The following is a 15762-nucleotide window of genomic DNA, read 5'->3' as shown; positions in this document are numbered from 1 at the left end:
GAAACCGACCTCCGCGACCGGTGCGAGGGCGGCGCACTCCGTATCCCGGAGCCGTCTCACCGACGGCACCGTGATCGTTGCGCCACAGAACCACTCGCACCCGAGCGAGCGTACCCGAGCGGGCCGCCGACTCCCCCGTGTGACGAGTCACGCTCAGGACACAACCCGATATCGACGCTCCGTGACCGAATCTGCCTGCCGGAACCGACATTTCGCGCATCGGCTGCAAGAAGCTGACATCCCTTGCCCGCGCTCCGGACATCATCCGGTCAGCAGGCCGGCTGCCAGGCGTTCCTCCGTCTCCCGTGCGCCGCCCCAGCACTCCGCGCGCCACCATGCGCGCTTGAGATGGAGATGGATCTCCGCCTCCCAGGTGAACCCCATGCCGCCGTGCACTTGCAGACAGTCGCGGGCGTTACGCACCGCCGCGTCGTCGGCGAGCAGCTTCGCCGCGCAGACCTCGTCCTCGCTCTCGGTGACCGCCGCCGCGTACACCGCGGCGCGCGCCGTCTCGGCCCGTACCAGCATTCCGGCGCACAGATGCTTCACCGCCTGGAACGCGCCGATCGGCGCCCCGAACTGCTCCCGGACCCGGGCGTAGGCCACCGCCTTCTCCACCGTGCGCGCCGCGCTGCCGAGCTGCTGCGCGGCGGTGAGCAACGCCGCCTCCCGCCGCATCCGGCGCACGTCCGGTGCGGGCCCCGGCAGCGCCCGGCCGGCACCCGCGGACACCCGGGCCAGCGGCGTCAGCGGATCGACGGAGGAGGGCCGCGGGGTATCGGTCGTAGCGCCCGGGCGGAACACCCGTACGGGCCCGCCCTCGTCACCCGGAAGCACCACCAACTCCTCGCAAGTGTCCGGGTGTTCCCACAGTCCCGGACCGCCCGGCGCCTGGGTCAGGCCCACGAGGCGCTCCCCGGTGGCGACGCCGTCGAGGTGTCCGGCCAGCAGATGGCAGGCGACCAGCGGGCCGGGCAGCAGCGCCCGGCCGGTCTCCTCGAAGAGCAGCGCCGCCTCGGGCAGCCCGAGGCCGACGCCGCCGTCCGCCTCCGGCAGCCGCAGCGCGAAGAGCCCGGCGGCGCCCAGCTCCCGCCACAGCGCGCGGTCCGGGGCCGGCTTCGCGACGGCCGCGCGCAGCCGCTCCGGGCCGAACCGCCCGGCCAGCAGCGCCCGCATCCCGTCCCGCAACTCGCCCTGTTCCTTGGTGAGTTGGAAGTCCACGGCCGCGCTCACCGCCCCTTCGGCAGGCCGAGGATCCGCTCGGCGACGATGTTTTGCTGAATCTGCGAGGTCCCGGCCGCGATGGTGTACGAGAGGGACGAGAGGCGGGCGGCGACCCACTCGTGGTCCGCGTCGAGCGCCCCGGCGCCCAGCACCTCGGCCGCCGCGTCGTACAGCTCCTGACGGGCGTGGGAGTAGCGGAGCTTGAAGACGGAGGCGCCGGAGCCCGGCACCCCGCCGCCGCGCTGGGCCGCGCTGACGTTCCACTGGGTGAGCCGCCACAGCGCGGTGAACTCGGCGGCGAGCCGCCCCAGCCGGCGCCGCAGCACCGCGTCGTCCCAGCGGCCGTTCTCCCGCGCGGCGCGCGCCACCGCGCCCAGCACCCGGCGGCAGGCGACGACCTCGCCGACGAAGGCGGTGCCGCGCTCGAAGGAGAGCGTCACCATCGTCACCCGCCAGCCGTCGTTCTCCGCCCCGACCCGGTGCGCCGCCGGGATGCGGACCTCGTCCAGGAACACCTCGGCGAACTCGGTGGACCCGGCGAGGGTGCGCAGCGGCCGTACGGTCACGCCGGGCGCGTCCATCGGCATGGCGAGCCAGGTGATGCCGCGGTGGCGGGGCGCGCCCGGGTCGGTGCGGACCAGGAGTTCGCACCAGTCGGCGACCTCGGCGTGCGAGGTCCAGATCTTGCTGCCGGTCACCACGTAGTCGTCGCCGTCGCGGACCGCCCGGGTGCGCAGCGCCGCCAGGTCCGATCCGGCGTCCGGTTCGCTGAAGCCCTGGCACCAGATCTCCTCGCCGCGCAGGATCGGCGGCAGCCAGCGGGCGCGCTGCGCCGCGCTCCCCTCGGCGGCGAGCGTCGGCCCGGCGTGCAGCAGCCCGACGAAGTTCGCCCCGACGTACGGCGCCCCGGCCAGCTCGGTCTCCTCCAGGAAGATCAGGTGCTGGGTCGGGGTGGCGCCGCGCCCGCCCGCGTCGGCGGGCCAGTGCAGCCCCGCGTACCCGGCGTCGTACAGCATCCGCTGCCAGGCGGTGTCGTACGCGCGGCGGCCCGGCCAGTCGTGCGGGCCGGGGGGCGGCGGGAGCGCCGGGAGCGCCGTGGCAAGCCAGCGGCGCAGTCCGGCGCGGAACTCCTCCTCCTCGTCCGTGTAGGTGAGGTCCACGGGCGGGCCTACCGGTCCAGGTCCAGGCCGAGCATGCGGATGGCGTTGCCGCGCATCAGCTTGTACACGGTCGCGTCGTCGAGCCCCTTCACATGGTCGAGGGCGACCTCCTTGGTGTGCGGGAAGGTCGAGTCGACGTGCGGGTAGTCGGTCTCGAAGGTCGCGTTGTCGACGCCGACGGTGTCCAGCGAGGCGACGCCGTGTTTGTCGCGGAAGAAGCAGCAGAAGATCTGCCGGTAGTAGTACGTGGACGGCGGCTCGGGGATCAGATCGCGGACCCCGCCCCAGGCGCGGTGCTCCTCCCAGACGTCGTCGGCGCGCTCCAGGGCGTACGGGATCCATCCCATCTGGCCCTCGCTGTAGGCGAGTTTGAGCCGCGGGAAGCGCACCAGGACCCCGGAGAAGAGGAAGTCCATCATCGACGCCATGGCGTTGTTGAAGGAGAGCGAGGCCTGGACCGCGGGCGGTGCGTCCGGGGAGGCGGCGGGCATCTGCGACGACGACCCGATGTGCATGTTGACGACCGTCCCGGTCTCCTCGCACACCGCGAAGAACGGGTCCCAGTAGCCGGAGTGGATCGACGGCAGCCCCAGGTGGGTGGGGATCTCGGAGAACGTCACGGCCCGCACGCCGCGCGCCGCGTTCCGGCGGATCTCGGCGACGGCGAGGCCGACGTCCCACAGCGGGATCAGGCAGAGCGGGATCAGCCGCCCGCCGCTGTCGCCGCACCACTCCTCGACCATCCAGTCGTTGTACGCGCGCACACAGGCGAGGGCGACCTCCTTGTCGTGCGCCTCGGCGAAGGTCTGGCCGCAAAAGCGCGGGAAGGTCGGGAAGCAGAGCGACGCCTCGACGTGGTTGAGGTCCATGTCCGCCAGCCGCGCCGCCGGATCCCAGCAGCCGCGGCGCATCTCCTCGCGGGTGATGCCCTCCAGCGTCATGTCGTCGCGGTCGAAGCCGACGGCGGCGATGTTCCGCTTGTACGGGAACTTCAGGTCCTCGTAGAGCCACCAGTCGGTCGGCGGTCCGTCGGGGTCCATGGTGATGACGTACTTGCCGCCGGTGTACGCCAGCTCGCCGATGCCGGCGGTGTGCGGCCGGGGGCCGCGCTCGCGGTAGCGGCGCGGCAGCCAGGTCTCGAAGAGGTGCGCGGGCTCGATCACATGGTCGTCGACGCTGATGATGCGCGGTAGTTCCACCTAAATCCCCTCACCCGGACCAGCCGGATCCGCTGCCCGATCCGCCGTATCTGATGCTCCGTCAGATATGACGGTAGCCCCGGGCGCACGAGGGCGACAAGGCTTGGGGTGCGGGCGCGCGGACGCACGGCGGGCCGGGCCCCTGGGGCGGGGTCCGGCCCGTAAGAGGGTGGTGCGGCGGGTCAGCCCGGGCGGTACGAGCCCGTGGCCTGGTCGTAGAGGCGGTCGACGGTGCGGCTGCCGGACTTGGGGCCGATGACCTGGACGAGGTGGTAGCGGCCCTGGTGGATCATCGCGAGATTGCGGACGTAGACCTCGCGGCCACTGGCGTCCTTCCAGCTGAAGCCGCCCTCGGCCATCGCCGTCCGCCCCACGTCCGTCCGCCGCAGCCCGGAGGCGGACGCCCAGGAGGCGGCGCGGTACGCCGCCAGCTCCGGCTCCTTGTCCTGCTGGTAGGCCATCGGGTCGGCGCCGAACGCGGCGACGGTGTCCCGGCCCGGCACCACGACCAGCTCGTAGTCGCCGCCGGTGTAGCGGATCCGGTCGTGTCCGTCCCGGCCCCGGCGCTGCCAGTCCGCGCGGACCGCGATCTGGAAACCGGCCGGGTCCTTGCGGACCGCGAAGCCGGTGGCGAGACCGGCCGGGGTGGTGGTCTGGGGGCTGCCCGCGGGGGGCGCGCCGCGGCCGTCGTCCGGGGCGGTGGCCGAGGGCGTGGCCGTGGGGGACGGCGCGTTCGTGGCGCCGCCGCCCGGACGGCGGCGGGCCTCCTCGTCGGCCGAGGGCAGGAACAGCACGACGCACGCCACGGCGCCCGCCATCAGCAGCAGGACCAGCGCCAGCAGCAACGCGCCCAGATGGCGCGGCCCGCGCGAGCGCGGCGGCTTCGGCGCGCGGCCCGGGGCGGGCGCGGCGAGGGCGGGCGGCTCGTGCCGGTCGGCCACCGCCGCGCGGGCCTTGCGGCCGGACGGCTTCGGCGCGGGCGCGGACGGCGCGCCGGAGCGCGCCCCGCGGCCCGGCCGCCCCTTGCGGACCACCTCGCCGCGGCGCCGGACCTCCGGCAGCCGCCGCGGGTCGCGGGCGGGGAGGGTGACGAGCCCGCTGTCCAGCTCCGGTTCGGTCGCGCCGCGGGTCACCGCGCGCAGCACGCCGAGGAGGGGGCTCACCGCGGGCCGGGCGAGCGGATCCGGGCCGAGCAGCGCCTCGACGGCGGGCCGCAGCACCCCGCAGGCCCCGGCGGGCGCCGGGCGGTGCGCGCACACCATCCGGGCCAGCTCCGCCGCGTCCTCCTCCGGGTACGGCGGATGGCCCTGCACGCAGCGGAAGAGCAGCGCGCCGAGCGCCCACAGGTCGGTGCCCGTGCCCACCGCGCCCCAGGACCCGGCCCCGGCCGGTGCCGCCTGCTCCGGCGCCCACCGCTCGACGACCGGCCCGACGAGCGCCAGCCGCATCTCCCGCACCCGCCCGGCGACCAGCCCGGCACCGCCGGTGCCCGTGGGGGGCGGGTCCGCAGGGGCCGCTCCCGCAGGGCCGGGGTCGCTCGGGGACGGCCCCGCGGGGGCGGGGATCGCCGGGACGGCCGCGGGCGCACCGGCGGGCTCCGCGGCGGCGCCGGCACCGGGCACGGCGTCCGGCGCCCCGCCCGCGGCCGCCTCACCGCCGGGCGCCTCGCTCCCGGACGTCTCGCGGCCGGATGCCTCCGCCACCTCCGGCCCCCGCGTCGGGGCCGGCACCGGGGCCGGCACCGGGGCCGGCACCGGGGCCGGCAGCGGCATCGCTTCCGTGCCGCACAGCGCCTCCTGGGCCGCGCCCGCCGCCAGGCCGCTCAGCACCGCGCGTCCGTCGTCGCAGATCAAGACCGTGCGATCGGTGATGTTGCGGTGCACCCAGCCCTGCGCGTGCAGGGCGCGCAGCGCGGTGAGGACGTCCGCGCCGATCTCGGCGGCCCGCTGCGGCACCAGCGGCCCCTCGGCGAGCAGCGCGGCGAGCGGGCGGGCGGCGATCAGCTCACCGGCGATCCACAGCGCGCCGTCCGCCACGAAGACGTCGAAGACCTGGTCGAGCAGCGGATGGTCCGGCAGCTCCGCGGCGCGGGTCGCCGCCAGGAACGCCCGGCGCACCACCGGGTCCCGCGGATCGCGCGCCGCCTCCCGCGCCGCACCGGCCCGCCCGCCGCCGTACCGGCCGCCCACCGCCGCATCGGCGAACTCCGCCTCCACCACCTCGGGCAGCGGCACCTGACGCAGCAGCACCTCCTGCGAGCTGTACGTGTCGAGGGCGCGCAGCACCGCGGCGGCGCCCTCGCCCTCGGGCCGCAGCGGCAGACGGTAACGCTCCGCGAGCATCCGCCCCGCGTACCGCTCCACGACGCCTCCCCTGCGTAAGTGCCGCGCCGCCACCGCACCGGCGCCGCATCCCCCGCGGGCGCCCGCCCGGGCCGCCCGCACCGGACCCGCACCCCGCGGGCCCGAACAGCCTTGTGAATCTCACGATACGTGCCCGGAGCGGCAACCGCGGTCCGCTCCGGGCCAACACGCGCGGCCCGTCACCTCGGGGCCGACGGTCCGTCAGTCCTTGACCGCGAACGTCGCGAACGCGGTGTCCCGCAGCTTCTTGCACTCATCGCCCGACCAGGCGTCCGCCTTGCAGGTGATCATGATCGCGTAGCCGTGGCCGTCGTCCACCCGGAAGCCGCGGTTGAGCACCCGCACCTTCTCGCCGTGCGAGGTGCGGGTGAACGACCAGTCGGCGACCGTCGGGTAGTCCCGCCACTCCACGGACTTGATGGCGATCCGGTGGTAGTCGGGCGTCGAGCTGCGCACCGCCGGCTCCAGCTGACGCCAGGAGGCCGCCGCGTCCTTGCCGGGCGAGGCGTTGAAGTCGATCTGGATGCGGGGGAAGCCGTCGTCCTTGCTGAAGATCGCGCCGGAGTTCTGGCCCGCGGTGCCCGTACGGTGCCAGCCCTTGGGCATCGCCACCCGGAAGTGGAAATCGCCGTTGGTGACCTCGGCGTACCCGGCGGGCGGCGCGTCCTTCCCGCCGTCCTCGCCCTTGTCCTTGCCCTTGCCGTCGTCGCCGGCGCCGTCGTCCTTCGTGCCGCCGCCACCGGTGCCGGGCGCCGGCGGGGACTGCTCGGACGGGGTGGACTTCCCGCCGTCGGCCTTGCCGCCGCCCGGCGAGGCGTGCGTCTGCGCCGCCGTCGCCTCGATGTCCCGGCCCGCCGCGGCGCCGTTGCCGCTGTCGCCGCCGGACAGCGCGAACCCGAGGATCGCGGCCACGACGGCGAGCGCCACGACGACCGCGATGATGACCAGCGTGCGGCGCGGCACCACATCGGTGACCGACGCCCGCGGCGGCCGCCCGCCGCCCGAGCCGCCCGAGCCGGAGCGCGCCGCGGACGCCGCGGCCGACGCCGAGGAGGCGGCCGACGCGGCCGCCGCCCGCACCGTCTTCAGGGCGTCGCGCATCCGCTCCTTGGCCGCCTCGCTGTCGAAGCCCGGCCGCGCGGCGCCCGCCGCCTTCGCGGACCCGCCGCCCGCGGCACCGGACGGCTTCGCCGGCGCCGGAGCCGTGGCCGGCGCCGCCTTCGCGGCCGGCGCCCCGGAGGCGGCGGCCGCCGCACCCGCGCCCGCCTTCGGTGCCGTCTTCGGCTTCCGCTGCTTGGGCCTGGCCGCGGGCTTCGGCTTCGCCGCCGGACGCGGTGCGGCCGCCTCCTCGGGCACCACCGGCAGCGCCATCGCGCGCGTCGCGTCGAGCGGCGGCTCCTCCTTCTCGGGCGCGCTCAGCACCTTCTCCAGCAGCACCCGCGCCCCGGCGTCGTCCAACCGCGCGTCCGGGTCCTTGACCAGCAGCCCGCAGATGACGTCGGCCAGCGGCCCGGCGTGCTTCGGCGGCTCCAGCGGCTCGGTCATCACCGCCGTCAGCGTCGCGATCGCCGAGCCCTTGTCGTACGGCGGCACGCCCTCGACGCAGGCGTACAGCAGACCGCCCAGGGACCACAGGTCGGCGGGCGGGCCCGGCTTGTGGCCGCGGGCGCGCTCCGGCGAGATGTACGAGGGGGCGCCGACGAGCATGCCGGTGGACGTCACCGACGGGTCGCCCTCGACCTGGGCGATGCCGAAGTCGGTCAGCACGACCCGGCCGTCGTCCGACATCAGGACGTTCGACGGCTTCACGTCGCGGTGCAGGATGCCCTCGCGGTGCGCGGCGCGCAGCACGTCGAGGACGGCGAGGCCCACCTCGGCGGCCCGGTGCGGGGTCAGCGGACCGTCGTCGCGCACCAGTTCGGCGAGGGATCCGCCCTCGACCAGCTCCATGACGATCCACGGCCGGTCGTCCTCGTCGACCACGTCGTAGACCGTCACCGCGCCGTTGTTGCGGATCCGGGCGATCGCCTTGGCCTCCCGCAGCGTGCGGGTGATCAGGCGGCGCTTCTCGTCCTCCTCCACGCCGCCGGGGAAGCGCAGCTCCTTGACCGCGACCGTACGGCCCAGCACCTCGTCGCGCGCCCGCCAGACGGTGCCCATGCCGCCGCGGCCGAGGACTCCGGCGAGCCGGTACCGGCCGGCGAGCAGCCTGCCCTCCTTGCCGTCCATCTCGACCTCGTCGCCCACTGAATCCCCTCTGCAATCCAGCCGAGTTGGCGGCCCCGATTTCCATCGGCGCCAAACTGGCCCAACTCGGACAACCCACCCTGGCAGAGCCTTCATTCTCTCTCATCCGCGAGGGTGCGGAAGGCCCGGGGCCGTGACGTACAGTGCCGCGCGCACCCGCCGAGACGGCCCGAAGGACGGGATCCCCGATGACGACGCAACGGCCGCACCCCGCGCCCGCGGGCGTGCCCCGGCGCCCGCCCGCGCCTCCCGAGCGCCGCCGCCCGCCCGCCGCGCGCCCCCTCCTGGCGGCGCTGCTCGCGCTCTCCTGCCTGCTGCTGACCGCCTGCACCGGACGCCACTATCACCTGCTGGGGCCGTCCCCGGTGCCCCGGCCGCCCGACACCACGACACCGGCGCTGCGCGGCATGGTCGCCGCGGGCGCCCCGGGTGCCGCCGCCCTGGTCACCCGGGGCGGGCGGTACGCCGCGTCCCGCTACTCCGCCGCCGGCGTCGCCGATCTGCGCACCCGCCGCCCCATGGAGCGCGGCGACCACTTCCGCGCGGGCAGCCTGACCAAGACGCTGGTCGCCACCGTGGTCCTCCAGCTCGCCGCCGAGCGGCGGCTCACCCTGGACGGCTCCGCGGGCCGGCTCCTGACCACCGGCCACCACAGGCCGCCGGTCCTGTCCCGCGAGGACCTGGCCCCGCTCTCCCGGGTGACGGTCCGCCAGCTCCTCGACCACACCAGCGGCCTGTTCAACTACACCGACGACCCGGCCCTCCGCCTGACCGGCGCGGGCTTCGCCGCCCACCGCTACGACACCCACACCCCCGCCGAACTGCTGCGCCGCGCGCTGCGCCATCCGCCGGGCGCCGCCCCCGGCGCGCGCTACGCCTACTCCAACACCAACTACGTCGTCCTCGGCCTGATCGTCGAGGCGGTCACCGGCCGCCGCTACGCCGAGGAGATACGCCGCCGGATACTCGCCCCCGTCGGCCTGAATCAGACCAGCTTCCCCGGAACCCGCACCGCCCTGCCCCGCCCGCACGGCCGCGCGTACCTCCGCACCGGCGACCGGCGGATCGACGTCACCGACCTCAACCCCAGCTGGGCGGGGGCCGCCGGGGAGATGATCACCACCCTCGACGACCTCAACAGCTTCTTCGGCGCCCTCCTGAGCGGCCGTCTGCTGCCCCCGCGCGAGCTGGCCGAACTCCGCGACGAACGGGCCACCAAGGGCGCCTACGGCCTCGGCGTCTACGCCACCCGGCTGCCCTGCGGGGTGACGGTCTGGGGCCACAACGGCGACATCCACGGCTCGTACGCCCGCACCGCCGCCTCCGCGGACGGCATGCACCTCGTCAGCTACCACGTCAACACCGACGCCCCCGAGGCCCGGCCCGACGACGACGCCGTCCTGACCGCGGAGTTCTGCCCGAAGCCGGACCGGAAACCGGATCCGGGCTCGGGCGCCGGGACCGCGAAACCGGCCACGGCGACGGACGCACCGCGGGCCGCGGCGCCCACGCCCTGAGACCGCAGGACGCCTACAGCGGGACGATGTCCGGCGCGCCCAGCCGTGCCGCATCGGCCGTCAGGTCGTCGGGCTGGCGCTGCGATTCGCGCTCCGCCTCGACCCGCTTCTCGTAGTGCGCGACCTCCTTGTCGACCTGCGCCGCGTCCCAGCCCAGCGCCGGGGCCATCAGCTCCGCCGCCTCGCGGGCGCAGCGGGTGCCGCGGTCGAAGGTCTCGATGGAGATGCGGGTGCGCCGGGTCAGCACGTCGTCGAGGTGGCGGGCGCCCTCGTGGGTGGCGGCGTAGACCACCTCGGCGCGCAGATAGTCCTCCGCGCCGGTCAGCGGCGTGCCCAGCGTCGGATCGGCCACCACCAGCTCCAGCAGCTCCTCGGTCAGCGAGCCGTAACGGTTCAGCAGATGCTCGACGCGGGCGACGTGCAGCCCGGAGCGGGCCGCGATCCGGGCCCGCGCGTTCCACATCGCCTTGTACCCCTCGGCGCCGAGCAGCGGCACGTCCTCGGTGACGCACTCCGCGACCCGCTGGTCGAGCCCGTGCACCGCCTCGTCCACCGCGTCCTTCGCCATCACCCGGTACGTCGTGTACTTGCCGCCGGCCACCACGACCAGCCCCGGCACCGGGTGCGCCACGGTGTGCTCGCGCGAGAGCTTGCTCGTCGCATCCGACTCCCCGGCCAGCAGCGGCCGCAGCCCTGCATAGACGCCCTCGACGTCGTCCCTGCTCAGCGGGGTGGCGAGGACGGAGTTCACATGCTCCAGCAGATAGTCGATGTCGGCGCTGGAGGCCGCCGGATGCGCCTTGTCGAGGTCCCAGTCGGTGTCGGTGGTGCCGATGATCCAGTGCCGGCCCCAGGGGATGACGAAGAGCACGCTCTTCTCGGTGCGCAGGATCAGCCCGGTCGTGGAGTGGATGCGGTCCTTGGGGACGACGAGGTGGATGCCCTTGGAGGCGCGGACGTGGAACTGCCCGCGCTCGTTGATCAGTCCCTGGGTGTCGTCCGTCCACACCCCGGTGGCGTTGACGATCTGCCGGGCCCGGATCTCGTACGTGCCGCCGGACTCGACGTCCTCGACCCGGGCGCCGACCACCCGCTCCCCCTCGCGCAGGAAGGCCACCACCCGCGCGCCGTTGGCGACCTGCGCGCCGTACGAGGCGGCGGTGCGGATCAGCGTCTCGGTGAACCGCGCGTCGTCCATCTGCGCGTCGTAGTACTGCAACGCCCCCACCAGCGCGTCCTTGCGCAGACAGGGCGCGACCCGCAGCGCCCTCCTGTGCGAGAGGTGCCGGTGGACGGGCAGCCCGCGGCCGTGGCCGGAGGAGAGGGACATCGCGTCGTAGAGCGCCACGCCGGAGCCGGCGTAGGCGCGCTCCCAGACGTGGTGCTGGAGCGGGTAGAGGAACGGCACCGGCTTGACCAGGTGCGGGGCCAGCCGCTCCAGCAGCAGCCCGCGCTCCTTCAGCGCCTCCCGTACCAGCGCGAAGTCCAGCATCTCCAGATACCGCAGCCCGCCGTGGATGAGCTTGCTGGAGCGGCTGGAGGTGCCCGCCGCCCAGTCGCGCGCCTCGACGAGCCCGGTGGCGAGCCCCCGGGTCGCCGCGTCCAGGACGGTTCCGGCGCCGACGACGCCGCCGCCGACCACCAGAATGTCGAGTTCCCGTTCCGCCATCCGGGCGAGCGCCTCGGCGCGCTGCACCGGTCCCAGGGTCGCTGTCTTCACCACTGCCTCCCACTGTGATCGGGACCACACCCCCGTCGGTCGATTCTGTCCGCCTCGGCTGCCGTCACTCCCCCTCCGCCACCGGCGGCAACACCCCGCCACCTTGATCCACCAATTCCCATTCTGCGCGAAATGTCGGCTTAGTCTACTTATGCGTCAATCGGAATCGCTCGGGAAGGGCGGCAGCAGCATGCCCGCAGACCTCGCCGTCATCGGCCTCGGCCACCTCGGCCTCCCCCTCGCCCAGGCCGCCACCGCGGCCGGCGTCACCACCGTCGGCTACGCACCCGATCCGCAGGCCACCACCGCCGACGGCCCGCTCTCCGCCACCGAACTGCGGCGGCTGACCGCCGCCGGATTCCGCACCACCGCCGACCCCGCCGCCCTCGGCCGGGTCCGCACCGCCGTCATCTGCGTCCCCACCCCGCTCGGCGCCGACCGCGCCCTCGACCTCACCGCCGTCGCCGACGCGGCCCGCACCCTCGCCGCCCATCTGCGCCCGCACACCACCGTCGTCCTCGAATCCGCCGCCTACCCGGGCACCACCGAGGACTTCCTGCGCCCGCTCCTGGAGGAGGGCTCCGGCCTCATCGCCGGCCGCGACTTCCACCTCGCCTGCTCCCCGCCCCGCCACGACCCCGGCAACCGCACCCACCGCTACGCCAACACCCCCAAGGTCATCGGCGGCCTCACCCCCGCCTGCACGGAGGCCGCCGCCGCCTTCTACGGCCGCCTCACCGACAAGGTCGTCCGCGCCCGCGGCCCCCGCGAGGCCGAGACCACCGGCCTGCTGGAGACCAACTACCGCCACCTCAACATCGCCCTGATGAACGAGATGGCGGTCTTCTGCCACGACATCGGCGTCGACCTCTGGGACGTCATCCGCTGCGCCGAGACCAAACCGTTCGGCTTCCAGGCCTTCCGCCCCGGCCCCGGCGTCGGCGGCCACGCCGCCCCCGTCGACCCCAACTACCTCGCCTACCAGGGCCGTTCCCTCGGCTACCCGCTGCGCATGGTGGAGCTGGCGCAGGAGGTCAACGACCGGATGCCCGGCTACGTCGCCCGGCGCTGCGCCACCCTCCTCAACGAGCACGGCAAGTCCGCCCGCGGCGCCCGCGTCCTCCTCATCGGCGTCACCTACAAGCCCGACATCGGCGACCAGGAGGGCGCCCCCGCCCGCGAGATCGCCGCCCGCCTGATGGAGCTGGGCGCCCACGTCGCGTACCACGACCCGTACGTCCCCCGCTGGAGCGTCCTCGGCCGCCCGGTCCCCCGCGCCGACTCCCTCCACGAGTCCGCCGCCGGCGCCGACCTCACGGTCCTGCTCCAGCCGCATCGCACGTACGACCTCCAGGGCCTGTCGGTCAAGGCCCAACTGCTGCTGGACACCCGCGGGGCGACACCGGCCGGCGCGGCCCACCGGCTCTGACCGGGCCCCGCGGCCGCCCCCGGACACACGAAGGGGCCCGGACCACCGTGCTGGTGATCCGGGCCCCTTCGCGCGTGGTGCGTACGGTCAGCGCCTGCCGCGCTGCGACGGGTCGACCGTCACCTCGACCCGCTGGAACTCCTTCAGCTCGGAGTAGCCGGTCGTCGCCATCGCCCGGCGCAGCGCGCCGAAGAAGTTCATCGAACCGTCGGGCGTGGTCGACGGGCCGAGCAGCACCTCCTCGGTGGTGCCGACCGCACCGAGGTCCACCCGCTTGCCGCGCGGCACGTCCTCGTGGACGGCCTCCATGCCCCAGTGGTGGCCGCGGCCGGGCGCGTCGGTCGCGCGGGCCAGCGGGGAGCCCATCATCACGGCGTCCGCACCGCAGGCGATGGCCTTCGGCAGGTCGCCGGAGAAGCCCACGCCGCCGTCGGCGATGACGTGGACGTACCGGCCGCCGGACTCGTCCATGTAGTCCCGCCGCGCCGCCGCGACATCCGCCACCGCCGTCGCCATCGGCACCTGGATGCCCAGCACGTTACGGGTGGTGTGCGCCGCGCCGCCGCCGAAGCCGACCAGCACACCGGCGGCGCCGGTCCGCATCAGGTGCAGCGCCGCGGTGTACGTGGCGCAGCCGCCGACGATCACCGGGACGTCCAGCTCGTAGATGAACTGCTTGAGGTTGAGCGGCTCGGCCGCCGACGAGACGTGCTCGGCGGAGACCGTCGTGCCGCGGATCACGAAGATGTCGACGCCGGCGTCCACCACGGCCTGCGAGAACTGCGCGGTGCGCTGCGGGGAGAGCGCGGCGGCGGTGACGACACCGGAGTCGCGCACCTCCTTGATGCGCCGGCCGATCAGCTCTTCCTTGATCGGCGCGGCGTAGATCTCCTGCATCCGCTTGGTGGCCGCGTCATCGTCCAGCTCGGCGATCTCGGCGAGCAGCGGCTCCGGGTCCTCGTAGCGGGTCCACAGGCCCTCCAGGTTGAGGACGCCGAGGCCGCCCAGCTCACCGATGCGGATGGCGGTCTGCGGGGAGACCACGGAGTCCATCGGGGCCGCCAGGAAGGGCAGCTCGAAGCGGTAGGCGTCGATCTGCCAGGCGATCGAGACCTCCTTCGGGTCGCGGGTGCGGCGACTCGGTACGACGGCGATGTCGTCGAAGGCGTACGCGCGGCGGCCGCGCTTGCCGCGCCCGATCTCGATCTCAGTCACGTTGTGGGGCCTTTCCCTCTTGGTCTGCGTGTCCCAGTATCTCCGACACGCGTGTGAGGGGCGGCTCCGGCGTACCCGGGGCCGCCCCTCACGGGTGCGGTACTACTTGCGGCTGTAGTTCGGCGCCTCGACCGTCATCTGGATGTCGTGCGGGTGGCTCTCCTTGAGGCCCGCCGAGGTGATCCGGACGAAGCGGCCCTTGGACTCCATCTCGTCGATGGAGGCGGCGCCCACGTAGCCCATCGTCTGGCGCAGACCGCCGACGAGCTGGTGCAGCACGTTGGCCAGCGGGCCGCGGTAGGGCACCTGGCCCTCGATGCCCTCGGGCACGAGCTTGTCGTCGGAGGCGACGTCGGCCTGGAAGTAGCGGTCCTTGGAGTACGAACGGCCCTGGCCACGGGACTGCATCGCCCCGAGGGAACCCATGCCGCGGTACGACTTGAACTGCTTGCCGTTGATGAACAGCAGCTCGCCCGGCGACTCCTCACAGCCGGCGAGCAGGCTGCCCAGCATCACCGTGTCGGCACCGGCGGCGAGCGCCTTGCCGATGTCGCCGGAGTACTGCAGGCCGCCGTCGCCGATGACCGGGACACCGGCCGCGCGGGCCGCGAGCGCCGCCTCGTAGATCGCGGTGACCTGCGGGACGCCGATGCCGGCGACGACGCGGGTGGTGCAGATGGAGCCGGGGCCGACGCCGACCTTGACGCCGTCGACGCCGGCGTCGATCAGGGCCTGCGCGCCGTCGCGCGTCGCGACGTTGCCGCCGATGACGTCGACGTTCACGCTGGACTTGATCTTCGCCATCCAGTTCAGCGCATTGCTGTTGTGGCCGTGCGAGGTGTCGACGATCAGGAAGTCCGCACCCGCCTCGGCCAGCGCCTGCGCGCGCTCCAGCGCCTCGGGGCTCGCACCGACGGCGGCGCCGACCAGGAGACGGCCCTCGGCGTCCTTCGCCGCGTTCGGGTACTGCTCGGCCTTGACGAAGTCCTTGACCGTGATCAGGCCCTTGAGGACGCCCGCGTCGTCGACCAGCGGAAGCTTCTCGATCTTGTGGCGGCGCAGCAGCTGCATGGCGTCGACACCGGAGATGCCGACCTTGCCGGTGACCAGCGGCATCGGCGTCATGACCTCGCGCACCTGACGGCTGCGGTCGGGCTCGAAGGCCATGTCGCGGTTGGTGACGATGCCGAGCAGCTTGCCGGCCGCGTCGGTCACCGGGACACCGCTGATGCGGAACTTCGCACACAGCGCGTCGGCCTCACCGAGCGTCGCGTCCGGGTGCACGGTGATCGGGTCGGTCACCATGCCGGACTCGGAACGCTTGACGAGGTCGACCTGGTTGACCTGGTCCTCGACCGACAGGTTGCGGTGCAGCACACCGACGCCGCCCTGCCGCGCCATGGCGATGGCCATCCGGGCCTCGGTGACCTTGTCCATCGCGGCGGAGAGCAGCGGGATGTTCACCCGGACGTTGCGGGAGATGCGGGACGAGATGTCGACCGCGTTGGGCAGCACCTCGGATGCGCCCGGCAGCAGCAGCACGTCGTCGTAGGTCAGCCCGAGTGTCGCGAATTTCTCAGGTACTCCATCGACGTTGTCGCTCATGACACCTTCCCCAATGCTCTTGCCTCGGCGCGGACGTCCATGCTAACGGCCTGAAGTCGTGTCTCATTCCACGAGGAATGAGG

Annotated in this window: 10 protein-coding genes; 2 read left to right on the top strand and 8 right to left on the bottom strand. The window is 74.2% G+C overall.

Annotation, left to right across the window (positions count from 1 at the left end):
• Nucleotides 1-261 precede the first annotated feature (261 nt).
• The 5 genes from ABT345_RS06955 to ABT345_RS06935 form a co-directional block, all read right to left on the bottom strand.
• Nucleotides 262-1221 (bottom strand): acyl-CoA dehydrogenase family protein, encoded by a 960-nt coding sequence (locus tag ABT345_RS06955; RefSeq protein WP_345088619.1) that lies wholly within the window; start codon nt 1219-1221, stop codon nt 262-264.
• Nucleotides 1222-1229: 8 nt separating this feature from the next.
• On the bottom strand, nt 1230-2384 hold the full coding sequence (locus ABT345_RS06950; RefSeq protein ID WP_345088221.1) for an acyl-CoA dehydrogenase family protein: 1155 nt from the start codon (nt 2382-2384) through the stop codon (nt 1230-1232).
• 8 nt (nt 2385-2392) lie between these two features.
• Entirely contained in the window at nt 2393-3583 is a 1191-nt protein-coding gene (locus tag ABT345_RS06945) for an amidohydrolase family protein (protein WP_345088223.1), read from the bottom strand.
• Nucleotides 3584-3765: 182 nt separating this feature from the next.
• Entirely contained in the window at nt 3766-5946 is a 2181-nt protein-coding gene (locus ABT345_RS06940) for a serine/threonine kinase C-terminal domain-containing protein (RefSeq protein WP_345088225.1), read from the bottom strand.
• A 201-nt stretch (nt 5947-6147) separates the two neighbouring features.
• The gene (locus tag ABT345_RS06935) at nt 6148-8193 is read right to left on the bottom strand and encodes a serine/threonine-protein kinase (protein WP_345088227.1); all 2046 of its coding nucleotides are present in this window, start codon (nt 8191-8193) and stop codon (nt 6148-6150) included.
• A 188-nt stretch (nt 8194-8381) separates the two neighbouring features.
• Between ABT345_RS06935 and ABT345_RS06930 the strand changes: the two genes are divergently transcribed.
• On the top strand, nt 8382-9710 hold the full coding sequence (locus tag ABT345_RS06930) for a serine hydrolase domain-containing protein (protein ID WP_345088229.1): 1329 nt from the start codon (nt 8382-8384) through the stop codon (nt 9708-9710).
• Between the two features lie 13 nt (nt 9711-9723).
• Here the strand turns inward: ABT345_RS06930 and ABT345_RS06925 are convergent, their stop codons facing one another.
• Nucleotides 9724-11430 carry a glycerol-3-phosphate dehydrogenase/oxidase gene (locus ABT345_RS06925; RefSeq protein ID WP_345088231.1) on the bottom strand — a complete coding sequence of 569 codons (1707 nt, stop codon included), beginning with the start codon at nt 11428-11430 and terminating at the stop codon, nt 9724-9726.
• Between the two features lie 190 nt (nt 11431-11620).
• Here ABT345_RS06925 and ABT345_RS06920 point away from each other — a divergent pair, with 190 nt between their 5' ends.
• Nucleotides 11621-12859, top strand: a complete 1239-nt coding sequence (locus ABT345_RS06920) for a nucleotide sugar dehydrogenase (protein ID WP_345088233.1) — start codon at nt 11621-11623, stop codon at nt 12857-12859.
• Between the two features lie 87 nt (nt 12860-12946).
• Here ABT345_RS06920 and ABT345_RS06915 read toward each other — a convergent pair whose 3' ends face one another.
• Both ABT345_RS06915 and guaB read right to left on the bottom strand, forming a co-directional pair.
• Nucleotides 12947-14074, bottom strand: a complete 1128-nt coding sequence (locus tag ABT345_RS06915) for a GuaB3 family IMP dehydrogenase-related protein (RefSeq protein WP_345088235.1) — start codon at nt 14072-14074, stop codon at nt 12947-12949.
• Nucleotides 14075-14176: 102 nt separating this feature from the next.
• On the bottom strand, nt 14177-15679 hold the full coding sequence (guaB, locus tag ABT345_RS06910; protein WP_345088237.1) for an IMP dehydrogenase: 1503 nt from the start codon (nt 15677-15679) through the stop codon (nt 14177-14179).
• Between the last annotated feature and the right edge of the window lie 83 nt (nt 15680-15762).

The organism is Streptomyces sp. NPDC000404, from assembly GCF_040300365.1.
In the GTDB taxonomy this organism is placed as follows: Bacteria; Actinomycetota; Actinomycetes; order Streptomycetales; family Streptomycetaceae; genus Streptomyces; species Streptomyces ramulosus.
Note: the sequence above shows the minus strand (reverse complement) of the source record. Positions and strands in the feature narration are given on the sequence as shown.